This is a genomic window from Pollutimonas rozaliensis, assembly GCF_048751585.1.
Classification (GTDB): Bacteria; Pseudomonadota; Gammaproteobacteria; order Burkholderiales; family Burkholderiaceae_B.
This window is the reverse complement of record NZ_JAZHOB010000009.1, coordinates 254,561-277,815: the sequence shown is the minus strand read 5'-3', so window position 1 is coordinate 277,815 and position 23,255 is coordinate 254,561. Positions and strand designations below refer to the sequence as shown.

Below are 23,255 nucleotides of genomic sequence, written 5' to 3'. Positions count from 1 at the left end.
AAAGAAGGCCGGCAGACTTTATTGTAAAGATGTACTTATAACAATACAAGTTAGAGGGAAAAGATACTGTTATAGGCCGTTCAGGGATTGTCGCGTAGACGATACCATCCCATTCCTATCCACTCCCGTATTGCGATATTGCTCAGGTTCAAGTATTCGGCCTGCGGAATGAAATTCATGATTCCCTTGAACCCCTTCGTGTAGAAGCCTGTAGGCGCGGGAATAATGTTGAAGCCTGCTTTTTCAAAGATTTGCTTGGCACGAGGCATATGCCAGGCATGGGTGACCAGCGCTATGGTGTCTACGCCGTAGGCCTGAAGGATCTTTCGCGAAAATGCGGCGTTCTGAGCGGTATTGTCGGACTCCACCTCCAGCCATCGAACCGGCACATTGAACAGCGATTCCAGTTCGCGCTTCATTACCCAACCCTCCGCCTCGCCGCCGCTAGGCGTGCCGCCTGTTACCAGTATGGGCAGCTCATGCTGGTTGTATAGGAAAGCTGTGTAACGTAGACGCTCTAGCGTCGCGTTGTTGGATACATCGGCTGCGTACTCAGGCTGGTCATGGCTGATACCGCCGCCAAGCACCACTATGGCCTGGGCCTTGGCCATGTCCGCAGGATGCACGGCGGGGTAGACCTGCAGCGTGTGTATCAGATGCAGAGCGGTAAAGGGCATGCTTAATATGGCCAGCACGCCGGCGCTGACCAGTATCAGTACCAACCCGGAACGGCGATAACAGCGCCATAACAGAAGGCAGCCTAGCACCAGTAACGCCAGGATACTGGTAGGAAGAAGAATGACTTGAGAGATAGTACCGTTTAAGGTGGAAGTCATGGCTACTTTATGTAGAGCTGCATGATAAGGAGCGGTTTAGCGCTGAATCCTTTGCTCGGCATTACGCATGCATCCCCAAAAAATCACCAGCGTCAGACCGAAAAAAACAATGCCATTATTACGGCCCAGTATCACTTGGGTAAGGCTGAAAATAAAGAAGCAGGCAAGCAAACACGCGCCGCCAATCGCAAACGCCTGTACGGCTGGATCGCTACTGCGCAGACGTTTATAGAAAAACCAAAAGGGCACCATAAATAGGGCCAGTAACCCTAAGAAGCCGAACAATCCCTGGTGGAGCCATACCTCAATAAAATTATTATGAGTGTTGGATAGAGTAGTAATCGACGCTTTGGTCTTTTGCTCGGCGGTCAACTGCTCTAGATGGGCGTCGTAGTCTTTATAACTCCACCCAAGTACGGGTTTTTCACCAATGCTTATAACCGCCGCACGCCAAGCCTCTAAACGCATCCCTATCGACGTTGAGGCGTTTCCGTTGGTTGCGTAATCATTTACTTCGGTAATGGCAGCGTCAAAGCGGTTTATGATTTGGCGCTGCATGATAAATCCAGCGGATATCAACAAGGCTGCCAACAAAAAGGTGCTGATAGCCACATGTTTCATACTGCTATTTCCAAGAAAGGCAATCGCGTAAAGAATCAATACAGCCGGAATAGCCAACCATCCCCCGCGGCTGCCAGATAGCAGTGACACGCACAACCCTGCCGCGAACCCTAGACAAAGAGCAATTTTCCAAAGAGACGCATGGCGCCCTTGAGTTTTGGCCCACGTAAACCCTGCCAAGCAAAGTATGCCTGCCGTAAGCGATATATTTCCAAAGGGAATGGCGCTAGTCATGTAGCCGTCGGGGCGGTAGCTACCTTCCGTAAAGCGTTGCCAAAGAGCCAGCCCGAATGCCGAAATGGCACCAATAATCAGGCCACACCACAGCGTGCGCGCGGCCGGCGGGGCTTTTAGCATTAAAAGTAAAATGGGAATACATAGCAGGTAGCGGCTGCTCTGATCCAATGTTTTAGGTTTATTGCCATGAATCAAGAAGGCTGAGAGCGCAACCAGGAATACAACCAACAATAAGTACGCCAGGGCTCTATCTTCAGTGGAGGGCTGCAGTGCGGGACGTGAAAGCAAATAAGCCAAGCTGGTCAGTAGCAGCAGAGCAGCGCCAAAGGAATAGCCAGAAGGAATAGCAAAAGCCATTGAAAAAAAAACGAATACGCCGAGCGATGTAAGCGATTGCCACCGCTGGCCAGGCAAGCTGTCGTTGATCATGAGTCCTGCGTCAAGGAAATAATGTTCGGATCGGTGAATTGAAAATGTGTAAATCTATCCGAACTTGCCAAGGGCTTTGCCCAGTTGATTTATCACATAGTCTTGCTCGAGCTGGGTTAAGCCTACCCACAACGGCAAACGAATGATCCGCTCCGCTTGAATATCGGTGACACTCATCGTTCCGTGCGTACGGCCATAGCGCAGGCCGCCAGGGGATGAATGCAAAGGAATGTAGTGAAACACGGAGTAGATATCAAACTCCTTAAGCCTCGCTAATACTGCCTGTCGATCAATATCTGGGCCTAACAGTACGTAATACATATGCGCGTTATGCTGACAGTCTTTGGGAACGATAGGGCGCCGCAACATACCTTGGGCTTCCAATTCCGCAAGGCCTGAATGATAGTATTCCCATGTGTCCAGCCGGTGCTGAGTAATATTGTGAGCCTCTTCTAATTGCGCCCACAGAAAAGCCGCAATCAACTCCCCCGGCAAGAAAGATGAACCGACTTCTTGCCAAGTATATTTGTCCACCTCGCCTCGGAAAAAGCGGCTTCGATCAGTTCCTTTCTCGCGAATCATCTCCGCCGTCAGTGCGAGACTGGGGTCATTGACTAATAAGGCTCCTCCTTCGCCGGATATTACGTTCTTGGTTTCATGAAAGCTGAATGCACCCAGATCGCCGATGCTGCCTAACGCCTTCCCTTTATAACTGGCCATCACTCCTTGAGCAGCATCTTCAACCACTTTCAGTTGATGTCTTAAGGCTATCTGCATAATGACGTCCATTTCACATGCAACACCTGCATAGTGAACAGGTACGATGGCCTTGGTCTTTGACGTTATTGCCTCCTCTATAAGCGATTCGTCGATGTTCAAGGTATCTTCCCGGATATCCACAAAGACAGGCACTCCGCCGCGCAATACGAAAGCATTAGCCGTCGACACGAAGGTGAATGACGGCATGATGATCTCATCACCGGGTTGTATATTCAGCAGTAGAGCCGACATTTCCAGCGCGGCAGTGCATGAGTGGGTAAGCAGGGCCTTCGTGCTACCGGTTTGCTGTTCTATCCAACTGTGACACCGTTTAGTAAAAGGGCCATCGCCTGCCAGCATGTTGCCGCTCTGAGCTTCGTTTATAAACGCGAACTCGTTGCCCGTTAGAAACGGACGATTGAAAGGAATCTTTCTGCTGATCATTCTAACCTCCAAGTCTGCGAGCTTCCGCTGCTACCGTAGCAAGGTAGCTCCGGTACTCGCAATTTGGCATGGTCGAAAGCAGTGCTTCAAATTGTTCAATGCTGATAAATCGACGAACTAAGGCTGCTTCTTCTGGGCAGCCAATTTTGATACCTTGACGCCGCTCGATTGCTTCTATGTAGGCAGAGGCCTCTTGCAGTGCCGTGCTAGTGCCGGCATCCAGCCAAGCAAAGCCGCGACTCAAGCGGTGTACTCGGAGCTGGTTGCGACGCATATACTCAAGATTAACTTCGGTAATCTCAAGCTCACCGCGCTGCGAGGGCTTGAGCGCGCGAGCAATTTCGACAACTTGGGCGTCATATATATAGATGCCAGGTACGGCGAAGCCACTTTTAGGATTCTCAGGCTTTTCTTCCAATGACAAGGCGCGCCCGTGGCGATCAAACTCCACTACACCGTAGCGCTCTGGATCACTAACATGGTAAGCGAAAATGGTGGCTCCGCGTTGGAGTTGGCAAATTGCCCTGGGAAAGTCATCGCTTCCAGAAAATATATTATCGCCCAGCATCAGTACGACGCTGTCCCCATTTATAAAGTCTTCCGCAATCAAAAATGCTTGAGCGATGCCCTCAGGGCGCGCCTGCTCCCGATATTCCAAGTTGATTCCCCATCGTCGCCCATCGCCTAATAACTGCTGAAAGCGTGGCAAATCCTGTGGCGTAGAAATTAGACAGATCTCTCGAATGCCAGCGGCGATGAGAACCGTGATCGGGTAATAAATCATGGGCTTATCGAAAACTGCTTGCAATTGCTTACTTGATACTTGAGTTAAGGGATATAGCCGAGATCCATTGCCACCGGCAAGAATAATTGCTTTCATAGTCTTTAAGTTGGCGTAACGGTTTATATGCAGATGTTTGTGTTGTAGGAGATGTTTTGCTGAGAACCGATGAGAGCGCCCGGGCTAATGTGGGACACATCTTAGTTGTTTTAGGCTAAGTGTCCCATACTTTCTTTCAGAAATCTGCTTTAACCGTGCTTGCATATGCTCCAAGCAATATTGATCTAATAATTGCTGTCGTTCCTTATCGATAAGTATGGAGGCTCCTTGTGTTGAACGCAGTTGACTCAACATACCAATTTCCTTATTTTGCTGGTAATAGGAAATAGAAAATGGTGCCAGAGTAAATACACCTAAGCCGTAGATTTGGTAGCGCATCGGAATGGAAGAGTCCGCCATTACCGGGTAGACGGCTTCAAAGGGAAACACAGAACCCCAAAACACAACTGGAGTCTGTGGGAAATGCACTAAGTTATCTCGTACTTGTTTTCCTGTTATTTGCATAGATTTGGACTCTGCAATAACAGTTGATGTATTTAAAGCTGCTGCGCCAATGAGTACAAGGATCCCTGCCCTGTTTAATAGTAATGAAGTATTAGCTAGACTTTCACGTATGCAAAGTAACGGAGTAACCAGAAGCAAGCTAGCTAAAGGAATATAAACTCGCAAAATACCAGGACGTCCTATCAGCCCCAGTACCATAACTGCTGCGATACAAAGAATCCAAACGGCACAACCCCGCCAACTGGGATGCAACACAAGCAGTAAAAGGGCAGCCACCATGATGGGTAGAAGCGTAGGATGCCATAACGTAGTGAGCCCTCGTCGAACTTGGTCCATCGAGTATGTTTGGCTAGGGATGGGGCCTAACTCATTTAGTACGGCATTCAATCGATCGGGATTGGCAACATTTGGGTCAACAAAAAACCAGTTCTTAATTAAGTCAATATCATTTTGGCTATATTCATGTTTCTTCAATATGTCCGGTCGCTGTAGCAAACGATCAGCCGCACCAAAGTCAGTAAACGATGCCCTGGCAGAGTTAAGTTCAAGAAAGTCACTCCATTCTGGTGATTGGTAAGCGTTTCTATCTACGACTGCGGCGATACCGATAGCAGCAGCTAAAAGGACAAACGCAATTTTAGCTGAACGAAACTTTCGAAGTGAAGACCAAGGTAGAAGAGGGCTTCCAACGGCCAGAATCAAAAAAGCTTCTTCGCTGCGAACGAGGTAACTCATGAGTGCTAATAGACACCCTACTATCAAAGGTCCTATTTTGTTATTCTGTGATTCGTAAAAATTCCAACAAATGAGTGCACTAACCATCAACAAGCCCGCATTGATGGTGAATTGAGGAAAGAGGATTGGCCTACATAGTATTAATACCAAGACAGCTAAGGTGCCAAGGTAGCCAATTCTGGAAATATTCAGACAATGGGCAAATGACCAAGCGATAGCGAATAGAACTCCAATAGTAGCTATGGAATAACCAAGTATCCCATTAATTTCGGGAATAACCCGAACCATGTGCCCATATAAAATATTTGAAAAGAATAGATTTGGCGAACTATAGGCTGCTAGGCCATAGCCATGAGCAACCATCGACATAGCTATATCGTCATTGGTTTCCCATCTAGGCTCGAAAGAAATGGAAAATAAACCCACAACAAGTGCAGAGACGATGAAGCTTATGAGGAGGGATGTATTACCTTTTAAATTAACCTTAAACTTAAATATTGAATTAACCATGAGCTGCAACCATCGTACCCAACACGATCAACCCAACCCCGACTATCCTATGCAAACTCAATGGTTCATTCAGGATCCACCCACTCAATATCAGAACAACAACAAAATTTAAGCTCATGAAGGGATATGCATGGCTCAGTTCAAACTTGGTCATTGCTGCCATCCAAGCGAGAGAAGCTAAAAATGCGGCGGCAAACCCGGAAAGTATTCCGGGATCCAAGAATAACGATAACAAAAATCTTAACTTTTCCCACAGGCCAATTGGGAGTGGGCCGAATTCCGAAATTCGCCATTTCAAAATTAGCTGACCATACACTGTTAGTCCGATGGTCGCAAAAATGTAGACATAATCTAGAAGCCGAGCCATTATCTATCCTTGAATCGCTAAGCCAAAGCCAGTTTTTCCATATCCATTGCCGTTATACAGCATATAGCGTTGTCCGCCATGGTCGAATACGAAGGGATACTCGATCATTTCAGAGTCCCATCCATTTGACGAGATATCTATACCTGTTGTCTCTAACGATAGCCGCCAGTTAGAACCGTCCTTGCTGTATGCGTGTCCAATGCGGTATGTGGTTCCTAGCCCGCTTCTATAGGAAAACCACATCTCGTAATCGGACTGTCCTGTCTGCACGACTGTGGGTCTGGAAAAGGCCTGTGCTTTGCCCAGCTCATACGGAACTGCTAGACCGTGTTTACGCCATAGGTGGCCATCGCTGGACGATGCAAAATTAATGACATGGATCATTTCCTTATTCTCAGACGTCCATGATATGGTCGATCCGTACCACATAGAAAAGAGTCCACCCTGGTGTGCCATTACCCATGGGTAGGAGAGACTGATCGGATCATGTTTATCGGAGCTGATGAATGGTTCATTCTGATCTAACCGCAACGTCAATTCTGGTGTGACAACAAAGCGACCGATGTCACCACGCCAATGCGCAGTTGGATTAGCCTGCCAGCCCATGAATAGCATGTATGTAATACCGCCTACCGTATAGCAATTCCCAATGCTTATCCCGTCTGCATAGAAACTATTAGTAGGCCCATGCTCAAAGAAGGGTTCGAAATGGTCGGTTATTACCCGTTTTTGAACGATATCGATATCAACGGCGCCTACAGACGAGCGATTATTACTGTCTCGACCGCTATAGAATATTCTAAAAATATCTTCCTTCATATGTACAGCTAAAGGATTTGCTGCGTGAGTGAGTAGTTTTGGATGCCGTCTCAAGGCTCCTTCGGGCGTGTATAACAAGCCTGTTTTTCGCCAAGCGCGTGTCATATCTTTCTTAAGCGCGAACTAGGCACGCGAGAGCGCTCAGAAGGTGTTCCTAGATAAACCCCTTCTGCATCTGTACTAGCCAATATTAAAGCACCGGCCCCAATTACGCATTTTGGTCCAATTTGTACATGATCGCGAATCGTGGCATTCACTCCAATAAAGCATTGTTCTCCGACTTCAACCCCTCCTGAAATGACTATGTGTGAAGCGAAAAATGAATGGCTTCTTATCACCGAATGATGCCCGATGTGATTTCCGCTCCATAGTGTTACATTGTCTTCAATGCTAACAAAAGGCTGTATAGTGTTATCTTCCAATATAAAGCAGTTTTCGCCTATGTGCATGTTATTTAATACTGTCGCCTTAGAGCTAATATAGCTTGGAAGATAATAGCCTAGTTCCTTAGCAGCCAAAAATTTTTCCTTTCTGATTTGATTCAGTTTTGAATAGCTTATGGCTATAAAGATTTCGTAAAACTCTGGTGGATGGGACCGGGTAAGCGATTCAAAAGGTATCACTGGCAGATCGCAGAAGGAAGAGGACGATTGAAAAGCCGCGTCCACTGTAAAGGCAGCCACTTCATAGTCGGAGTCGGTCGTGAAATAATATTTGGCTAGTTGTGCTATTTCACCAGCGCCGAAGATAATTAATTTTTTCTTCATAATTTTTTCCGTACGAGCAATGTGAATTCGTACAAATCATAGTCATGTAGCAAAGCGACATTTCGAGAAAAATGACTTTTACAATAATCAAATAGAAAGCAGGGATCCGCATAGTACAGATGGTCTCGCATCTTTTCTTTATCTGAGTATTTTGTTAGACAATTGAACGCGAATCCTTTACGGCTGGTAGAGTCTAAAATTTGAAGTGCATTTTTTATGTATGTCAGCCAAGCATCAGCGCTGTGCTGTAGGCGCACGTTAAAAATTCCGCTTGCTACCCCGTAATCCGCAACAGTAGTTGGTTTCGCAGAAATCTCAAAGAAAGCTGATGAGTGATCTGAATAACGTTTCTTTGCTGCTGCAATCATTTCACCGGAGACATCGCAGCCATTATATCGAAATTTAATATAATGTTTGGCAAGAAATTCATAATAAGCACCGTAGCCACAGCCGAAATCATTCAGCGAGAAATCTGCATCATGAGCTATGCATTTACTAAGTTGTTTGAACCTTAATTCCTGACTGTCAGACCCATTCCAATCAACTCCTTGTGGAGTATCGCCATGTTCTACGATTTTGGCTGTATAGTATTTAGCAACATCCGCCAACATGCCGTTTTTCTTACTTTTATCCATAATTACGTGATGTTGTCATAGCTAGTTAAAAATAATGTCATCAAAGCGGATGGTATTTATCCCGTCAGCGATAAGACGTCTGGCAACCGAAGCCTGAACGGCTGGCGCCGTAGCAATTATGACACTGTGTTCAGTAAGGCTCTCAGTGTAATCGGAATACCCGAAAATGGGTTTATCTAGTGGCCATGCCTCCGATGGATCGTCCACAAGTAAAAACTCTACTAGACTCCAAAGCTGAGGTGCGTAGGCTCGAATCACTGCTGCCATTTGCCCGGCCCCAAACATTGCTAATCCTGTATTGACGGCTCGGCGCTGTAACAGATCGCTTTCAAGGCGAGCCCATGCTCTCATGTATTGTTCCCTGGAGTGAGCCAATGCATATTCCGTATCTTCCATTGGTAGAGGCTGCAGTCGAGGAGAAATAGTTTTATGTTGAAAAGCTAATAACTGAAAATCTCTAGTATCAGACAATTGTGGAACAGACTCTACAAGCTCTAAGCCTGCAGCCTCAGCAATGATCTTCAGCGCAAGCGATGTAAAGGTATATAAATGATCGTAGAACAGCAGCTCAATGTTCGGTGGGCTGGCTGAAGGGCAAACTATGATTACGCGACCTTGTGGGGCCAGAAGTTTGCAGATTAGGGAGAAAAACTCCGCCGGGCTTTCTGCGTGCTCTATGACATTAATTGAGAAAATAAAATCAAATTGCTGTTGAAGTGCTGCAGCAAGAGTTGAATTAAAGAAAGAGAGGGTGTAATGAATTTGTGTATTGGAGCTTAAGTTGCTAGGGAGTGCTGGATCAACGCCCCAAAAAAACGTTTCGGGCCATCGTGTATTGAGTTCTTTCAATAAATTTCCAGAACCACAACCAATTTCAAGCACTGATCCGGGGACGCCTGTTCGTCTGACTAATATATCTGCATACTGTTTAGCACGTTTTGTATCTGCCGCAGGCGATGCGGATGGCAAGGAGTATTCTTCTGAATATGTGGATCGCACGAATTCAGATCTCGCTGGATTTGCATGTGTCACTAGCCCACACGAAAGACAAGTTGTTTTCTCTAAAGCAATCGGCAATACATGGCCGTCACTCACAAGCGCTCTATTGTTATGGGGCAGCGGTAGCGGAAATAATGTGCCGGAGCAGAGAATACAAACGGCATTATTCATATGTGTATACGGAATAGGAATTCTAACGGCATTTGATTCGGCGTGATATTTAGTAACACTAGAGCGATATAGATTTTGGTGGTCTATCAGCGATAAACTCAACGACAGTGTTTGGAGATCTAAACGGATACCCAAATAACTCTTGGACGGCTACATCAAGAGAGACCGGTCCTAAAGCATTCGGGATGGAAATTTGTTGCTTGATGTGCGGTATGGTATACACATGATTAATTGCTCTTCTTGCATGTTTGGTATTATTTTTGCTGCCTCGGTGATAAAGCATTCCGTCCAGTATTATAAAGGATCCAGCCGGAGCGCATATTTGGATAGAGTTTTTTGAGATATATTCATTAGATGGAAACGAGGAATATTTGTGGCTTCCAGGCAGTACATAGGTCGCCCCATTTTCTAGCGTGAACTCATCCACACAATATAGAGCATTTATTATAATTGGTCGATCACTAACGAAATGTTGATAAGGTAAATCGCGATGCCAAGCATCTTGATTATATCTTTCGTTTGGTGGGTTTATGATGCCATTCTGTTGGTTTAATATATACTTTCCATAGATAAGCTTATCTATCAATTCTAGAAGTAGCGGATGCGTTGCTAAGCCTATAAAGAGAGGGTGGTGCGATAGAGGTAGTCGTATAGTGTTAAATTCATCCTTCTCTTTTAATTGTTTTACTCCAAAGCGATTGCGATAATTGTCCAGTGTAGTATCAAACGTATGAGCAAGATGCTCTATTGTTTCATGCGAGAAATTGGCGCTTAATACGGTGTAGCCCAGCCTCACTAACTCTTCGGTAGCGTGATCTATCTCAGTGGTGTTAACGCATTGTTCTAAGACGCCGTATTGATTAAAGGAAGGGCTTTTCATAGTGGAGTGTCCCGATGGATTTTTGTTATACGATTGTTGTGTATTTCCCTAACTATGGTGTAAGGTCGGTTCTTTGTTTCAGAGAAAATTTTCGACAGATATATACCAATCACTCCAATAAAAGAGCTTATTAGGCCTCCCAAAAACCAGATAGAAGCCATAACCGAGGTCCAGCCATCTGCAGGCTTCGAGAAAAGTGCCCAATTGATAAGCAGATACAAAATGTAGGTGGCTGACAAAAAAAGGATTGCAGAGCCAATATGAAAAATAGCAATTAAAGGGGTATTGCTAAAAGAGGTGATGGCATTTACAAGTACCGAGATTTTTTTTCTTAATGTATATGTGGTCTTGCTCACGTTGCGCTTGGATACTGATTGTGCTTTTTGCTCGAACCCAGTGATCACCCATAAGCCTGCAATAACAACTTCCCGCTCCTGGTGCATTATTAATGCATTCACATAACGCCGGGTCATTAAGCGTGCTGTAATTACGTTTTCCGGTAGTGTTACACCAGAAAGTAATTTAAACAGTCGGTAAAACCATCTCCCACTAAGACGTTCAAAAACGCCCCCTTTGCGTTCTTCTTGGACGCCGTATATTACATCGCAGTTCGTTTTAAACAATTCGGCAGAGAAATTTAATAGCCACTCCGGACTTTCTTCAAGATCGCTATCGATTAGAAATATGAAGTCCCCCATTGCGTGGGCTAGACCTGTCATCATGGCTTTATGGTGGCCGAAGTTACGCGATAGGTCGATAATGATAATGTGGTCGTCGCTTTTAGCGAGCTGTATAGCTATATCAAGACTGTTGTCTGGTGATCCATCATTCACCAAAATGAGCTCATAGTCATCCTTTGCAAATTGATTGGCGACGGCGGTAGCCCGTGTATAGAATTCGAATAAATCAGCGGATGATCGATATAGAGTGGTTACTATCGAGAGCTTCATACTCTTATATGCCTCATGTAAAGATTCGCATCTTTGCCGCAATTGAACAATAAGTCAAGAATAGATACATTATGTACAAACGCTCCCCAAAGTTGAGGGTAGTCTGGGTAACCATCATAATTGAACCAAGACAGACGGAGGCCTCGATCTACGAATACCTGCTCATCAATATAATCCTTAGCGGCGGGGCCAGACACATACTCAGATCCGCCCGCTTGTTGACAAAGATCAGCTAGCCGATCGGACTTCCCTTCAATGAGATCGTAATCCCATGAGTTTGTGATGGTCGTCTTTATATGAAGGTAGTTGCAAATTGCATGGATGAACGTAGAATTTAGCCTTGAAAGATGGCTATATGCTTGCTGCAGATATAGGGGCTCAAGCCATTCGGCGATTTCCCTGAAGTGGGGTGCGCGACTATAGTTCTGCACCAAGGCCTTCCAATGCATTGATGGCCAGGTTATGCCATCAATCTCTGTGTCACGGATGCGTTGGTGATATTTTCCTTTAACCACCACAGGGACAGTCAACCATTGTAGGCCTTGCGGTGTTTTGATTTGATTGCGGTTTCTCCAGTCTCGCCGAGTGTACTGCATGTCATCAAATAGTATGAGCTCATCGACAGTTGCTATCATGTCGAAATAGCCTTTCCAAGGGATGTAATTTGATTGAAGAATCGCGACACGCTTCATAAGTATTGTTGTATTAATTAAAAATAATTGGTTAAGAGTAAGAGAATCTATAACTCCGCTTAATCATTAGTGCTGGTACAGCGCGGGCATATTGATCTTCGTCCCAACAAGAAGCACATCACCGTATGGCTGTGATTCAAAATTGTCCTATGACTAACGACATTCCTTGCAATATGGGAGGTGGCATTTTTTCTTGCTTATTTGCCGGGATTCTATATGCGGAATATCCATAATATATATAGTCGCACTTGCTTTTATCATCAATTACCCCGCTCCAAGGTCGCTCGGACAGAGCAGAATAAATAAAAGGTTGCGCGGCGCAGCTTGTGATTGGATATTTTATACTCGCACTCATCTCTTTATCTAAAAGATAAACGTGATGCTTACTCGCGGTTTTACGCATGTCTGTTAGGGCGTCGACCAACTGATTCCCTGGAGGCTGAGCACGTGTGAGCCAGGCTTCTTTGATCAGCGTGGGATACTTGATGGAAAAAATGCATATAAAGACGAAGCAGTATAAAAATTTTCGATCTATAAAAAGTTGGGAGCCATATGCGGCAAGAGCTATGAAAGTTGGTAGCGCGACAAACATGGCAACGTTTGAGAAGTAGTAAGCGCTTCCTCCCGGAATTTCTAAGGAGGAGGTGATAATTATTCCCGCCAGGGTGGAAGCCCCGATATAGATCATAATCGGCGATTTTATCGTGGCTTTGAAGCCGCTTTCTATAAAAGACAAGATAATCAGAAGGAAGCTAGGAGCAAAATGCAGGAGAAAGAAACCTAGAATTAATACCGTAAAATCTAGATAGACAGGGATTGATGCATTTTCGGCAAAAGGGTTACAAGAACTCGCGATGCAAGCTCCATAGCTTGAATAATGGGCAATAAAATGGAACCAATTTATTCTTATAAAAGAGCCGATAGCACTGTTTGCGGACTCATTTGCCATAATATAAACACCAATACCGCTAGCGATAAGGCACAGTAAACCCCATAATTTCGCTTGGTCATTGATAAACAGTAGCCGTGTCAGCCATAGCCCGAAATATATTGCTCCGACGGAACCTTTGGCGTATGTAATCAATGTGGTGGTTAGAAGGACCAACAGCAAATCTAGCTTGGACAGCTTGCTTTTGAGCAATAGGGGGAGTGATAGCACAAATATTCCAAGCGAAACCATATACGACTCAGAAATAAAGTACGAGATCCATAGCAACCAGCCCGAGAATAGATAAGGCAATGCTATAAGCGAAAGGCAAGCGATCACCCACAATCTTGAAACATCGAGTGTCGCGTTTTTATCGAGAATGGCAATGGTGCCAACGATTGAAAAGACAAGAAGAGGAGCAAACAATACCCATGTAGCTATGCCATAAACTTCGAGTACCGAGACGCCTGAAAGAAGGCTGAGAGCTGCGAAGAATACATGTGAAAGTACATGATATGAAATAGGCACTAGCCCATTTAAGCCGGTAGATGTAACGCCGTAATTTTTAATCATTGCGGCGATGCTTGCATGGAAGAGAGTATCTTGGTGTACCTCTCCCCGTAGAAGTTTTGTGGCTATGTCAAAAGAAGTGTATGCGTGCTGGATGAGTAGCACAGTGAGTGCAGCAATTAAGCCAGCGACAACGATATTTATCCACTCATTCGCTTGCCATCGCAAATGCCTTGCGCTATAAAATCCAGCAATGCCAATCAGAAAATACACCGCATATGCGCCGAGCTGTCCGCTATATACGCCCGCCCATAGTGCTGCTGACGTAAGAATTATCCCCCACACTAAGTTCTTGGTGTAGTGTGATATTGCGTAGAGTAAAAGTATTACCCCAATGCTGGCTGCGCCGACACATACAGAGGCTATAAATACTGTTTCAGTACGCACAATAATATTTCCGCCTATCAACACCCATATGGTAGAAGATATTAGTAATGCAAATATGTAATTCAGGCGCTTATTATCAAGAGACAGCGAATCGACGAGTTCGCCCCCAATCCAGTATTTCATTATCTATGGTCTTATGTGATGATTGTTATCGTTAATTTGCCTAGTGTGTCGAATTGCTTCAATGATGACTGTGAATTGTACCTCCAAAGTACATTACTGAAGTAATGTAAAAGATAGATGTCTGTACCGGAAAACTGATATGTCGAATAGACGGTGATTTTTTATCCTACTTGCTTTTAAAAATCAAGGAATCAAGTCTACAAATTTCTGCTTGAATGTTGGCGTCCCAACCAGAGAACTCTTTAGGTAGATCGCCGACGGTGTGATACGTACCCTTCCTCCTTTGAGGAGTAGTGGTGTAAGTTCCTTCTATAATTTCTTCTATGCATTCTTTGAAAAGTGCCTCAATCTCTATATGAAGTTTTTTATATGTTTGCGAGAATGTGGTTTGTTCTTTAGTAAAGTTTACATAGCGTTGATAGAGTATTGGGCCGGTGTCTACTCCTTCATCAATCAGGTGAATCGATACGCCGCTTGGTGTGCAGTCGAAAAAAGACCAAAAATTCGGATGAGCACCTCGGTTCCAGGGCAGATAGGAAATGTGCAAATTAATTATTGGAGCATTGGAGCTTTCAATGATTGATTTTTTTAAGATATACCGATAGCCATAGCTAACCACAAAGTCGTATCCCTGAGTTGACTCGATTTTTTTCTGAGTATGCCAGACCTCACAGTTGGAACTGATAAGTGTATCGATTAACGTAGTTTGTCCTGGTGTATAGCCCAGGAATAGAACCTTTTTACGTGGATTATCCAGGCTCCTGATAACTTTTACTTCCGTATCCATGAGATCTCACTTTGTTTATATAGGTGTCGCGAAGTTCACGCCATTGTATAATGCGTAGAATTTGACCAAATCAAAATACTATGACTAATTTAGATGCTTCTATCTCTTACGACGCTCTGATTGTGCTTGCGAACGAGATGGATGCCAATGGCATTCTGAACGAAGAGTCGGTCGCCAGAGCAGATTTAGCGGCGGAGATCGCTCGCGATCTGCACGTGCCCTACATTATTACCTGCGGTTGGGCTTATAGACAGGATTCGAAAATTAAAATAGCTGACGCGTTTAAAGACTTTCTGATCAATAAGCATTCTGTTAGTGCGGAAAAAATTATTACCGAAGTCAATTCCAGGGATACCGTGGGCGATGCTGTTTTCACAAGGGCCAATATAATCTCGCAAAAACAGTTTCGTAATATCTGCGTTGTCACTAGTTCATATCATGTGGCTCGTACAAAAGCCATATTCGATTTTGTTTATGGTAAAAACTACATGATCGATGTCGTGGGTGCTGTAGCTAATTATGATGATAATGTTTTAGACAAAGAGAAGGCCTCGCTTGAATCGTTTAATAAAACTTTTTTGGGCATCGAGGCCGGGGCTTTGATGAAGATTATCGACAGATTAAAGAAATGTCATCCATTCTATAATGGTGTTGCTCACGCAAGCATTTGACATATAAATCTATGCGAAAATCAGTTATTATTCTTCGCCCGTCGATGGGATTTGCGCAATAAGAACGTATATTGTCATGACTGCAATGAATGTCGCTGTTGAACTATCAAGCTTTGCTCTTACTATGCTCTAGGACAGCGGCAATAAATTTGTCAGGCTCTTTTATGTATTTCGATAATTTCCTTAGCTCTGCCTCAGGATAATTCCACCACTCTATAGTGTTCAGCGCTTGTGCGATATCTGAATTAAATCTATAGCGAATTAATCTAGCTGGATTGCCTGCCACAATCGCATACGAGGGCACATCCTTGGTTACTACTGCGCCCGCACCGACGACTGCGCCATTCCCTACATTGGCGCCGGCCAGTATGATCGCAGACCTACCTATCCAAACATCATGCCCAATAATAGTTTTAGGGGGGGGGGTCAATAAATGTTCCGAAAATTTTGCTTTGATGCTATCGCGGCCCGAATAAAATGCGGGTGACATGCTTACCCACTCCATCGGATGCCGAGCGCCCCCAATTATCACTCCACTCGCAATTGAGGTGAAATGTCCTATCGAGGCTTGATAAATATCGCAATCGTATCCACAAAAACTATGCTTACCCATGGACGAGGCAACAAAAGATGTTCCTGATTCAACCTTGGCCGTCCGATGAATTTCAGAGTTTCGAATCGAGGATAAGCGAGCCTTCTTAATTAGCTTCGCGATGAGGTACTGAAGCATATCGTTTGTTTTGAAAATGCGGCTGATCACGTCGTTCCGCAAAATTGAAGAAAACAACTAAGTACAGAATATAGAAAAAGTCCAAAGGGCTAGGGAAGAAAATCGGCTCCGTCACTGCTCTTAGTAAAGAAAATATAATAAAAAGCAATGTGATGGTTTTATGTTTCAAGCGTTTGGTTGAAGCCACTATCAATACTAATGACAAGAAAACTAGCATGAAGCCTGCAAGACCATAAAACGAATGCAATCTTATAAAGGAATTATGCGGATTGCCGCCGTATATAGCGGCGATGGATGTGCCATTATAATTTGCACCAAAAATCAATGTATAAACGTCTATTTTATGTAAATAGTCTGTCATCATTCGAGCTCTGTGCTCGTCAATGATGCCACCAGAAAATTTTGATCCTTCAATGGCAAGATCGAAATATGCGATAATTTCTGTATAGTATGTGAACAGGGCGAATATCGCGACCGGGCTTGCCGCTAACCCTATTGCTAGGAAGATTCTTCGCTCGCTCTTTGATTCGGTAACTAGGGCGTTCAAGAAGATGCTGGAGAATAAAATGAGTCCGGCAATTATTATGGAGCCACGCCCCAGACCAAAAATTGCAACGACAAGCGTTGCGACTGTGGGCCATAAAGGCAGTCTATTGTGCTTTAAATAATAGGTGATGGAATAAGCGATCTGTAATACTATTAAATAGGACGGCAGACCGTTAGTACTAACGCCAGGAAAAATAGCGCCAAGCGGCTCGGCTTCCTCCCAATGGAGTGCGATTCCTATCGCGGTAGCCGTAACAAATAGCCAAAATGTATACCGAAGGCAGGAAATCACATGCTGATGAGGCCTATTAGCAAAAGTCCTCGCTGCCATGATTGCCAATGGCAAAGAAAATAGATAAAAGACTGAAGCGGCGCCTTGATTCAGATTCAGCACTGTGAGAGATGAAAAAATCACTATGCCGAAAAATGTGATTACTTGTGAGCGAGTCAACGATACCCGACTTAGCCCAATAAGGGCGTAGAGTCCGCATAATCCGTAACTTGCCGCAATCGTCGTCGGCTGCTGGATCGCGAACGCGAGCAGTAGTAGCGAAAGAAAGGCGGTGTCGTAAAGAATTTTCATTGCTACAAAAAAAGTAGACAATTTTTAGGAAAGTTCACAATACGTTTGCCAGCGACATTCGAGGATAAGCATCCAATAAGCTGTCAGGAGTTACATTGATCACTTTAATTTGTTTCTCTTTAGCAAGTTTGGCAATTAAATAATGAAACTCAGTGGTGATCCAGTAAAATTTCAAATAGAAGGCAAGGTTGTAGTTAAAACCCGAAATTTCTTCCTCATCATCATAACAGTGGCCTTTTCCAGCTGTACAAAAAGCGTTATAGTCGCATCCTAGTAAATATATTTCGCTAAAACCCATATACATGGCAGTTAATATCGAATATGCAACTACATTCATGGCTGCATATACATTCTTATCTAATTCCGCACTCATCTTTTTTACTGGATACTTCTTTGAGTGGATGTAGATTGCACGTATGTTTTCGTCAAGTCCGTCCAGCAGATGTTTAGCTCTCACATCTGTAATAAATATGGGCGGACGTTGCGAATACTTGCTTGAAACCTCGGAGAAGGTACAGTCCCACTGTTCCCAATACAGGTTATCTATTAGAGTGTAATACTGGGGGGATAGCTTGGATCCAATCCGTGATTTGTAAAGTGAGTTAACTCCAAACAGGATTTCTTTGTTCAAGGATTTCAGGTTTTCGTCGGTAAGCGTATTTAGTGAAGGTCCGGTTCCAGCTATAAAGCAACGATTTCCAACGTGAATGTCTTTAAAGTTTTTGTTTTTCTTTATTATTTTTTTTGATCGGTTGTCTAGTGAATATGCAATTTCACTGACGAAATTATAAGTACCATATATTAATTTATCGATATTTTCTTTTATTGCAAACTTGCTCATATGTTAATCCACTAATCCATCATCAGATACTGGAGTTCCGAATTTTGCAGGTTTTTTAAGTCGTTTGCCAATGATTGACCCCAGCATCTTGGGTGGCAATCCATACCCCGGCCTTACGCTACGAACCGAATCTTCCGTGATTACGGCGCCAGCCTCAAGGTCTTTCACAAAATATAGCGAGCGCCGAAACTGGACATTTCCTTGCTCACTCGACTTCCGGCCATAATCTACATTTCCGAGCGCACTCCAAGCCGTATCTGCAGCCTTGCAAAGCCCTTCCATTTCCTTGGGCTCTAGCGAAAAACTGTCATCCGGGCCGCCTGCTGTACGGTCTAAGGTGAAATGCTTTTCAATGATGCTTGTCCCGAGGCCGATGCTGGTAATTGCCGTCGTATTATCCACCGTGTGATCAGAGAGACCTGTCACCAATCCGAAGCGTTGGATCATGTCCGGAATCGTATAGAGATTGTAGTCCGAAGGGGGGGCGGGATAACCGCTCACGCAGTGTAGAATTGCGAGCTCCTTGCAGCCACCGTCGCGAGCTGCGGTGATGGCTTCTTGAATTTCCTCGGCATCGGCCATGCCTGTCGAGATGATCATGGGCTTACCGGTGTTAGCTACATATTTGATGAGTGGCAAGTCCACCGCCTCGAATGAGGCTATCTTGTAGGCGGGCGCGCCTAAGTCTTCAAGGAGATCAACTGCTGTGTAGTCGAAAGGCGAGCTAAAAATAGTAATGCCTACTTTACGAGCATGTTCAAAGAGTGGTTTATGCCACTCCCAGGGCGTATGCGCCTCTTCGTATAATTCGTAGAGTGTTTTTCCGGCCCATAGCCCACCCTTGATCTGGAAGTCCGGCAGATCACTTTTGAGAGTGATCGTATCTGGCCGGTACGTTTGTATCTTGACTGCAGAGGCACCCACTTCTTTGGCTGTTTCGATCAGACGGAAAGCTGTTTGTATATCGCCATTATGGTTTGCAGACATCTCTGCAATTATATAAGGGGTGTGGCCGCGACCGATTTTACGTCCGGCAATGCTGATTTCTGTACTCATAAGGTTATTTCCGGGGTCGGTGTGTAATGTCTGTTAACAAAGCGCCCGGCATCATTGCGGACTTTTGAATGCATGTTGCTTCTTGATAATGTAGGCGGGCAGGGCCCGTTTAGAAAACCTCACCAACCAGCACAACTGCGCGAGATTGTTTGTTCAATTTTCGCGCACATTTCGCTTCGCCTATAACGAGATGCGATGGCAGAGCTTTGAACGTTTCTGCGGTCGTCGCTATGGCTGCGTGGGCTTGACTGAGTGAGTTTTCAGCAAATTTATGATTCTCGATCAGTGTAATTTGAATGCTTCGTAATGCCAAGCAGCTAAGCTTCCAGAGACTGGTGCCCACAGCTGGCGCGATATTACTGTTTGCCATAGCGAATGCGAGGTCGATTTATACGTCTTTGATGCAAGTCTCTTGCTGCAAGGCCTTGAGCATCCACTCAGCTCGTTCCCAGTCCTCAGGGGTGTCGATATCTTGGACGCGATGGCGTGGCAAGATAACCGGGATCGCATTGGAAGAAAAAAACGGTTTGGCGGCCAACCAAGCGTCCGCTTTACCCCAGTAGAACTGACCCGCGTCATGCCAGGCTTCTGGCAAATCCTGCGAGCGTGTGTTGAAATTTTCAGGGTAGAGCATTTCAATTCGCTGGTCGGAACGAATTCGGATTGCTCGTTGGATAGGAAAAGCGTAGCTTGTAACGCTAAATGCATAATCCCCATTGTTCTGGCGCAGCAATTGCAGTCCCCGCTCAATATCGTCGGCTCGTATGAAAGGAGCAGTGGAATAGATACAGCAAACTTCGTGTGCAGGCGTAGCATGAGCATTTTGCCAAGCTATGGCATGTGCGATTACTGGAATAGTGCCAGTGTAATCGTCTGAAAGTTCTGGGGGGCGCATAAAAGGCACATCCGCCCCATAAGCCTGAGCGACTCGAGCAATCTCTTCGTCATCCGTGCTAACGATGAGGCGATCAAAACACGCGCTTCGCAAAGCTGCCTCGATGGACCAAGCGATCATTGGCTTTCCGCAAAACGATTTGATGTTTTTTCGAGGAATGCGTTTGCTGCCGCCGCGAGCAGGGATGACTGCCAGCCTCATAAGCCCATCGCCTCGCGCAGGGCGTTAACTACTTCATCTTGTTCCGCATTGGTTAGCGTAGGGTACATGGGGATGCTGATGGCCTCGCGGTAATAACGTTCGGCCTCGGGGTAGTCTCCATGCTTGAATCCCATTTTCTGATAGAAAGGCTGAGTGTGAACAGGGATGTAGTGCAAGTTGACCATAATGTCCTTGGCACGCAAGGCTTCAAAAACTTGAAGGTGGCTTCGGGAGATTTCATTCAACTTCAGGCGGATTACGTAGAGGTGAAAGGCCGAATAGCTATCTGGATGCTGCCAAGGAAGTACAAGCGGCAGGTCGGCCAGCAGCTCATTGTAACGGGCAGCGATTTCATGACGCCGTGCAACATAGTGATTCAGACGTGAAATCTGGCTTACACCTAGGGCCGCCTGTATGTCAGTCATACGGTAGTTATAGCCAAGATCAACCTGCTGGTAATACCATGGACCCTCCATAGGCCTTGTCATAAGCGCTGGGTCGCGCGTGATGCCGTGGCTATGAAAAAGGCCGAGCTTGGTGGCGAGTTCGTCACTATTGGTCAACGCCATACCGCCTTCGGCAGTAGTAATAATCTTCACCGGATGGAAGCTGAATACAGTGATGTCGCTGTAGCGACCGTTGCCGATGGGTTCGCCCTTATACATGCCGCCAATTGCGTGGGATGCGTCTTCAATGATTTTGAAGCCATACCGTAGGCTTAATGCATGGATGGCTTCCATGTCGCAAGGCTGGCCGCTTAGGTGCACCGGAACTACGATTTTCGGAAGCTTCCCGGCCTTCTCTGCCTCGTTAAGCTTGATTTCGAGAGCCTTCGGACAGAGGTTATAAGTACGTGGATCAATGTCGACAAAATCTACTTTGGCGCCACAGTACAGCCCGCAATTAGCTGAAGCTACAAAAGTATTCGGAGAGGTCCATAGCCAATCGCCGGGACCCAGCCCGAGTGACAAGCAGGCGATGTGTAAGGCGGAAGTAGCACTATTCACAGCGACCGCGTGTTTTGCGCCGGTATGCGCGATAACGCATTGTTGAAACCGAGGGATATTAGGCCCTTGGGTTAGATTGACCGATTTGAGTACCGCAATGACTGCTTCGATGTCAGCTTGGTTAATGTCTTGTTGTCCGTAGCGGATCATGTGAATCTCTCTATCTCTATATGTTATGTGGAGTGCTAGGCCGAGGTTTTTGTGTTGTCTTTAGTTAGTTTTTCATAGGCGATGACTTTCCAAACTAAAATAACTATAAAGGATAAGTTAAGTCCAATTGGAACAGCCATCATGGACAAGCTTTTGCTTAACGCCCACGTCGCCGTAACGAAAACAAACAGTGCTGCTATATGGCTTTGAATGATAGGCTTATCGCAACCTTGGGCATATAGAGCGAAATGAGGCACCATGCTAAGGGCATTGATAACCATGGCGGATAGAAGCCAAACATACAAATCAATGGATTCTACATAAATTGGATTGTCGATCCAGAGCAATAGATAGGGCAAAAGAAACCAACTGACCCAGGCGAATCCGGCAGAAAGTACCACTGTGAGTACATACATATGGTTAACTTTTCTATGAGCAATGCTGTATTCTTGAGACTGATGCAGTTTAATCAGAGCCGGATACGTAAACGCAAAAATTCCGGCGTCGAGAAATGTTAGCAGCGTGCTGGCGACTCCAAAAAATAAAACATAAGCGCCGACACTTTCTATGCCTCCCAATGCCTCAAGCCAGTAGCGGTCAAACGTCTGGATTCCGCGTAATGAGAGCGTTGCGAGCAGAAAAGCAACGCTAACTACGACGCCTCGCTTAATCCAACCCCAATCCAAGGAGGAGCGCCAACCACCCATACGCAGTTTTAATATTTTCCAGATTGCTGTTATCGCGGCGGCCAAACCCGCGGCAACCCAGAGCGCCATAACAAGCTGCAATTGGCGACTAGAAGGATCCCATGTCATCAACGCCACCGACGCGAGCGCCCAACTGCCCTGCCGTATAAAGAGGATGATACTTGCGGTAATTTGCTGGGAAAGAGCGATTAACAGTCTATAAATTTCCTGATTGAAGTGCTCTAACAGTAAGATGGGAAGAAACCATGGGAAGAGATACTGAGGCCAACCCGAGTACTTCAACAAAATCGCGAATACGACAGGTATAAATATCAGATACAAGAGTCCCGATAGCGATGCCTGACTTTTCAATAATAGGCCTTGCAGCTCTTTTGGGGTCTTTAAAATTTCGCGAGTTACATAAGTGTAGTAATCTAGGCCGACGAAGTAGATGCTGTAACCAACGACCGCAGTGAACAGTCCGTAATAGCCGACCGATGCTGGATCCAGATACTTAGCTAAAAAGAAAATGAACACAAAGCGTGCACCAAGGGTGGCGCCATGCAGTGAGATGCTCAATATACGATTTGTGTTTGTGGCCAAGGAATTGCTCAAGTGTGGAAATTCGCCGGTGCAGGCGCGCTAAAGCGATCGTATCCTAGCTTTAGTCTTGGAGCGCTGGTCGCAATCGTTGAGAGTCGACGTCAATCCGATACCGCTGGTGACCATTTGCGCTTTTGCATCGAAGCCCCAGCATCGAACCCAGGTCTCGGCTTCCGTGCATACTATTCGCCCTCAACGACGGTGCCCTTCTGCTTCTATGGGCTAAGGCTTTCTTGACCATGCCATGGGGTAGGAGAGTGTACCAACTTTGTTTTCATTTGGTCAAAGTCCGCAT

At 45.4% G+C, this 23,255-nt stretch carries 23 protein-coding genes; 1 reads left to right on the top strand and 22 read right to left on the bottom strand.

Going from position 1 to position 23,255, the window contains the following annotated elements:
- Positions 1-80: 80 nt before the first annotated feature.
- The 15 genes from V0R37_RS18090 to V0R37_RS18020 form a co-directional block, all read right to left on the bottom strand.
- Complete coding sequence (locus V0R37_RS18090; protein ID WP_420375850.1) at positions 81-836, bottom strand: YdcF family protein; 756 nt, start codon at positions 834-836, stop codon at positions 81-83.
- A 36-nt stretch (positions 837-872) separates the two neighbouring features.
- Positions 873-2,123 (bottom strand): O-antigen ligase family protein, encoded by a 1,251-nt coding sequence (locus V0R37_RS18085; RefSeq protein WP_420375849.1) that lies wholly within the window; start codon positions 2,121-2,123, stop codon positions 873-875.
- A 54-nt stretch (positions 2,124-2,177) separates the two neighbouring features.
- Positions 2,178-3,326 carry a dTDP-4-amino-4,6-dideoxygalactose transaminase gene (rffA, locus tag V0R37_RS18080; RefSeq protein WP_420375848.1) on the bottom strand — a complete coding sequence of 383 codons (1,149 nt, stop codon included), beginning with the start codon at positions 3,324-3,326 and terminating at the stop codon, positions 2,178-2,180.
- Between the two features lies 1 nt (position 3,327).
- A complete protein-coding gene (rfbA, locus tag V0R37_RS18075; RefSeq protein WP_420375847.1) occupies positions 3,328-4,206 on the bottom strand; it encodes a glucose-1-phosphate thymidylyltransferase RfbA in 879 nt (292 codons plus the stop codon).
- Positions 4,207-4,290: 84 nt separating this feature from the next.
- Positions 4,291-5,916 carry a hypothetical protein gene (locus tag V0R37_RS18070; RefSeq protein WP_420375846.1) on the bottom strand — a complete coding sequence of 542 codons (1,626 nt, stop codon included), beginning with the start codon at positions 5,914-5,916 and terminating at the stop codon, positions 4,291-4,293.
- Positions 5,909-6,283: an EamA family transporter gene (locus V0R37_RS18065; RefSeq protein ID WP_420375845.1), complete on the bottom strand. Its 375-nt coding sequence runs from the start codon at positions 6,281-6,283 to the stop codon at positions 5,909-5,911. Before V0R37_RS18065 ends, V0R37_RS18070 begins: the two co-directional genes overlap by 8 nt.
- A gap of 3 nt (positions 6,284-6,286) precedes the next feature.
- Positions 6,287-7,207, bottom strand: a complete 921-nt coding sequence (locus V0R37_RS18060) for a glycoside hydrolase family protein (protein ID WP_420375844.1) — start codon at positions 7,205-7,207, stop codon at positions 6,287-6,289.
- Positions 7,204-7,869 carry an acetyltransferase gene (locus V0R37_RS18055; protein ID WP_420375843.1) on the bottom strand — a complete coding sequence of 222 codons (666 nt, stop codon included), beginning with the start codon at positions 7,867-7,869 and terminating at the stop codon, positions 7,204-7,206. Before V0R37_RS18055 ends, V0R37_RS18060 begins: the two co-directional genes overlap by 4 nt.
- A complete protein-coding gene (locus V0R37_RS18050) occupies positions 7,866-8,504 on the bottom strand; it encodes a methyltransferase domain-containing protein (protein WP_420375842.1) in 639 nt (212 codons plus the stop codon). The genes V0R37_RS18055 and V0R37_RS18050 overlap by 4 nt, the downstream gene beginning before the upstream one ends.
- 21 nt (positions 8,505-8,525) lie before the next feature.
- The gene (locus V0R37_RS18045; RefSeq protein WP_420375841.1) at positions 8,526-9,674 is read right to left on the bottom strand and encodes a class I SAM-dependent methyltransferase; all 1,149 of its coding nucleotides are present in this window, start codon (positions 9,672-9,674) and stop codon (positions 8,526-8,528) included.
- A gap of 58 nt (positions 9,675-9,732) precedes the next feature.
- Positions 9,733-10,554, bottom strand: a complete 822-nt coding sequence (locus tag V0R37_RS18040; RefSeq protein WP_420375840.1) for a phytanoyl-CoA dioxygenase family protein — start codon at positions 10,552-10,554, stop codon at positions 9,733-9,735.
- A complete protein-coding gene (locus V0R37_RS18035) occupies positions 10,551-11,504 on the bottom strand; it encodes a glycosyltransferase family 2 protein (RefSeq protein ID WP_420375839.1) in 954 nt (317 codons plus the stop codon). Before V0R37_RS18035 ends, V0R37_RS18040 begins: the two co-directional genes overlap by 4 nt.
- Positions 11,501-12,196, bottom strand: a complete 696-nt coding sequence (locus tag V0R37_RS18030; protein ID WP_420375838.1) for a WbqC family protein — start codon at positions 12,194-12,196, stop codon at positions 11,501-11,503. Before V0R37_RS18030 ends, V0R37_RS18035 begins: the two co-directional genes overlap by 4 nt.
- A gap of 136 nt (positions 12,197-12,332) precedes the next feature.
- Positions 12,333-14,204: a hypothetical protein gene (locus tag V0R37_RS18025; RefSeq protein WP_420375837.1), complete on the bottom strand. Its 1,872-nt coding sequence runs from the start codon at positions 14,202-14,204 to the stop codon at positions 12,333-12,335.
- A 166-nt stretch (positions 14,205-14,370) separates the two neighbouring features.
- Entirely contained in the window at positions 14,371-14,991 is a 621-nt protein-coding gene (locus V0R37_RS18020; RefSeq protein WP_420375836.1) for a formyltransferase family protein, read from the bottom strand.
- Positions 14,992-15,071: 80 nt separating this feature from the next.
- Between V0R37_RS18020 and V0R37_RS18015 the strand changes: the two genes are divergently transcribed.
- On the top strand, positions 15,072-15,662 hold the full coding sequence (locus tag V0R37_RS18015; protein WP_420375835.1) for a YdcF family protein: 591 nt from the start codon (positions 15,072-15,074) through the stop codon (positions 15,660-15,662).
- Positions 15,663-15,768: 106 nt separating this feature from the next.
- On the opposite strand, the gene V0R37_RS18010 is transcribed toward V0R37_RS18015, so the two are convergent.
- The 7 genes from V0R37_RS18010 to V0R37_RS17980 all read right to left on the bottom strand — a co-directional run bounded on the left by V0R37_RS18010 (position 15,769) and on the right by V0R37_RS17980 (position 22,972).
- Positions 15,769-16,422 (bottom strand): CatB-related O-acetyltransferase, encoded by a 654-nt coding sequence (locus V0R37_RS18010; RefSeq protein WP_420375834.1) that lies wholly within the window; start codon positions 16,420-16,422, stop codon positions 15,769-15,771.
- A complete protein-coding gene (locus V0R37_RS18005; protein WP_420375833.1) occupies positions 16,361-17,521 on the bottom strand; it encodes a hypothetical protein in 1,161 nt (386 codons plus the stop codon). The genes V0R37_RS18010 and V0R37_RS18005 overlap by 62 nt, the downstream gene beginning before the upstream one ends.
- A 34-nt stretch (positions 17,522-17,555) precedes the next feature.
- Positions 17,556-18,362: a 6-hydroxymethylpterin diphosphokinase MptE-like protein gene (locus V0R37_RS18000; RefSeq protein ID WP_420375832.1), complete on the bottom strand. Its 807-nt coding sequence runs from the start codon at positions 18,360-18,362 to the stop codon at positions 17,556-17,558.
- 3 nt (positions 18,363-18,365) lie between these two features.
- Positions 18,366-19,418, bottom strand: coding sequence for a pseudaminic acid synthase (pseI, locus tag V0R37_RS17995; protein WP_420375831.1), 1,053 nt, complete (start codon positions 19,416-19,418; stop codon positions 18,366-18,368).
- 388 nt (positions 19,419-19,806) lie between these two features.
- Positions 19,807-20,514 carry a pseudaminic acid cytidylyltransferase gene (pseF, locus tag V0R37_RS17990; RefSeq protein WP_420375830.1) on the bottom strand — a complete coding sequence of 236 codons (708 nt, stop codon included), beginning with the start codon at positions 20,512-20,514 and terminating at the stop codon, positions 19,807-19,809.
- On the bottom strand, positions 20,511-21,671 hold the full coding sequence (pseC, locus tag V0R37_RS17985) for a UDP-4-amino-4,6-dideoxy-N-acetyl-beta-L-altrosamine transaminase (protein WP_420375829.1): 1,161 nt from the start codon (positions 21,669-21,671) through the stop codon (positions 20,511-20,513). Before pseC ends, pseF begins: the two co-directional genes overlap by 4 nt.
- A 35-nt stretch (positions 21,672-21,706) precedes the next feature.
- Positions 21,707-22,972: a lipopolysaccharide biosynthesis protein gene (locus tag V0R37_RS17980; RefSeq protein ID WP_420375828.1), complete on the bottom strand. Its 1,266-nt coding sequence runs from the start codon at positions 22,970-22,972 to the stop codon at positions 21,707-21,709.
- Between the last annotated feature and the right edge of the window lie 283 nt (positions 22,973-23,255).

What these genes read in the sequence shown, in the direction of transcription:
- V0R37_RS18090 (WP_420375850.1), bottom strand. Translation starts at nt 836, where the DNA reads ATGACTTCCACCTTAAACGGTACTATCTCTCAAGTCATTCTTCTTCCT.
- V0R37_RS18085 (WP_420375849.1), bottom strand. Translation starts at nt 2,123, where the DNA reads ATGATCAACGACAGCTTGCCTGGCCAGCGGTGGCAATCGCTTACATCG.
- rffA (WP_420375848.1), bottom strand. Translation starts at nt 3,326, where the DNA reads ATGATCAGCAGAAAGATTCCTTTCAATCGTCCGTTTCTAACGGGCAAC.
- rfbA (WP_420375847.1), bottom strand. Translation starts at nt 4,206, where the DNA reads ATGAAAGCAATTATTCTTGCCGGTGGCAATGGATCTCGGCTATATCCC.
- V0R37_RS18070 (WP_420375846.1), bottom strand. Translation starts at nt 5,916, where the DNA reads ATGGTTAATTCAATATTTAAGTTTAAGGTTAATTTAAAAGGTAATACA.
- V0R37_RS18065 (WP_420375845.1), bottom strand. Translation starts at nt 6,283, where the DNA reads ATGGCTCGGCTTCTAGATTATGTCTACATTTTTGCGACCATCGGACTA.
- V0R37_RS18060 (WP_420375844.1), bottom strand. Translation starts at nt 7,207, where the DNA reads ATGACACGCGCTTGGCGAAAAACAGGCTTGTTATACACGCCCGAAGGA.
- V0R37_RS18055 (WP_420375843.1), bottom strand. Translation starts at nt 7,869, where the DNA reads ATGAAGAAAAAATTAATTATCTTCGGCGCTGGTGAAATAGCACAACTA.
- V0R37_RS18050 (WP_420375842.1), bottom strand. Translation starts at nt 8,504, where the DNA reads ATGGATAAAAGTAAGAAAAACGGCATGTTGGCGGATGTTGCTAAATAC.
- V0R37_RS18045 (WP_420375841.1), bottom strand. Translation starts at nt 9,674, where the DNA reads ATGAATAATGCCGTTTGTATTCTCTGCTCCGGCACATTATTTCCGCTA.
- V0R37_RS18040 (WP_420375840.1), bottom strand. Translation starts at nt 10,554, where the DNA reads ATGAAAAGCCCTTCCTTTAATCAATACGGCGTCTTAGAACAATGCGTT.
- V0R37_RS18035 (WP_420375839.1), bottom strand. Translation starts at nt 11,504, where the DNA reads ATGAAGCTCTCGATAGTAACCACTCTATATCGATCATCCGCTGATTTA.
- V0R37_RS18030 (WP_420375838.1), bottom strand. Translation starts at nt 12,196, where the DNA reads ATGAAGCGTGTCGCGATTCTTCAATCAAATTACATCCCTTGGAAAGGC.
- V0R37_RS18025 (WP_420375837.1), bottom strand. Translation starts at nt 14,204, where the DNA reads ATGAAATACTGGATTGGGGGCGAACTCGTCGATTCGCTGTCTCTTGAT.
- V0R37_RS18020 (WP_420375836.1), bottom strand. Translation starts at nt 14,991, where the DNA reads ATGGATACGGAAGTAAAAGTTATCAGGAGCCTGGATAATCCACGTAAA.
- V0R37_RS18015 (WP_420375835.1), top strand. Translation starts at nt 15,072, where the DNA reads ATGACTAATTTAGATGCTTCTATCTCTTACGACGCTCTGATTGTGCTT.
- V0R37_RS18005 (WP_420375833.1), bottom strand. Translation starts at nt 17,521, where the DNA reads ATGAAAATTCTTTACGACACCGCCTTTCTTTCGCTACTACTGCTCGCG.
- V0R37_RS18000 (WP_420375832.1), bottom strand. Translation starts at nt 18,362, where the DNA reads ATGAGCAAGTTTGCAATAAAAGAAAATATCGATAAATTAATATATGGT.
- pseI (WP_420375831.1), bottom strand. Translation starts at nt 19,418, where the DNA reads ATGAGTACAGAAATCAGCATTGCCGGACGTAAAATCGGTCGCGGCCAC.
- pseF (WP_420375830.1), bottom strand. Translation starts at nt 20,514, where the DNA reads ATGAGGCTGGCAGTCATCCCTGCTCGCGGCGGCAGCAAACGCATTCCT.
- pseC (WP_420375829.1), bottom strand. Translation starts at nt 21,671, where the DNA reads ATGATCCGCTACGGACAACAAGACATTAACCAAGCTGACATCGAAGCA.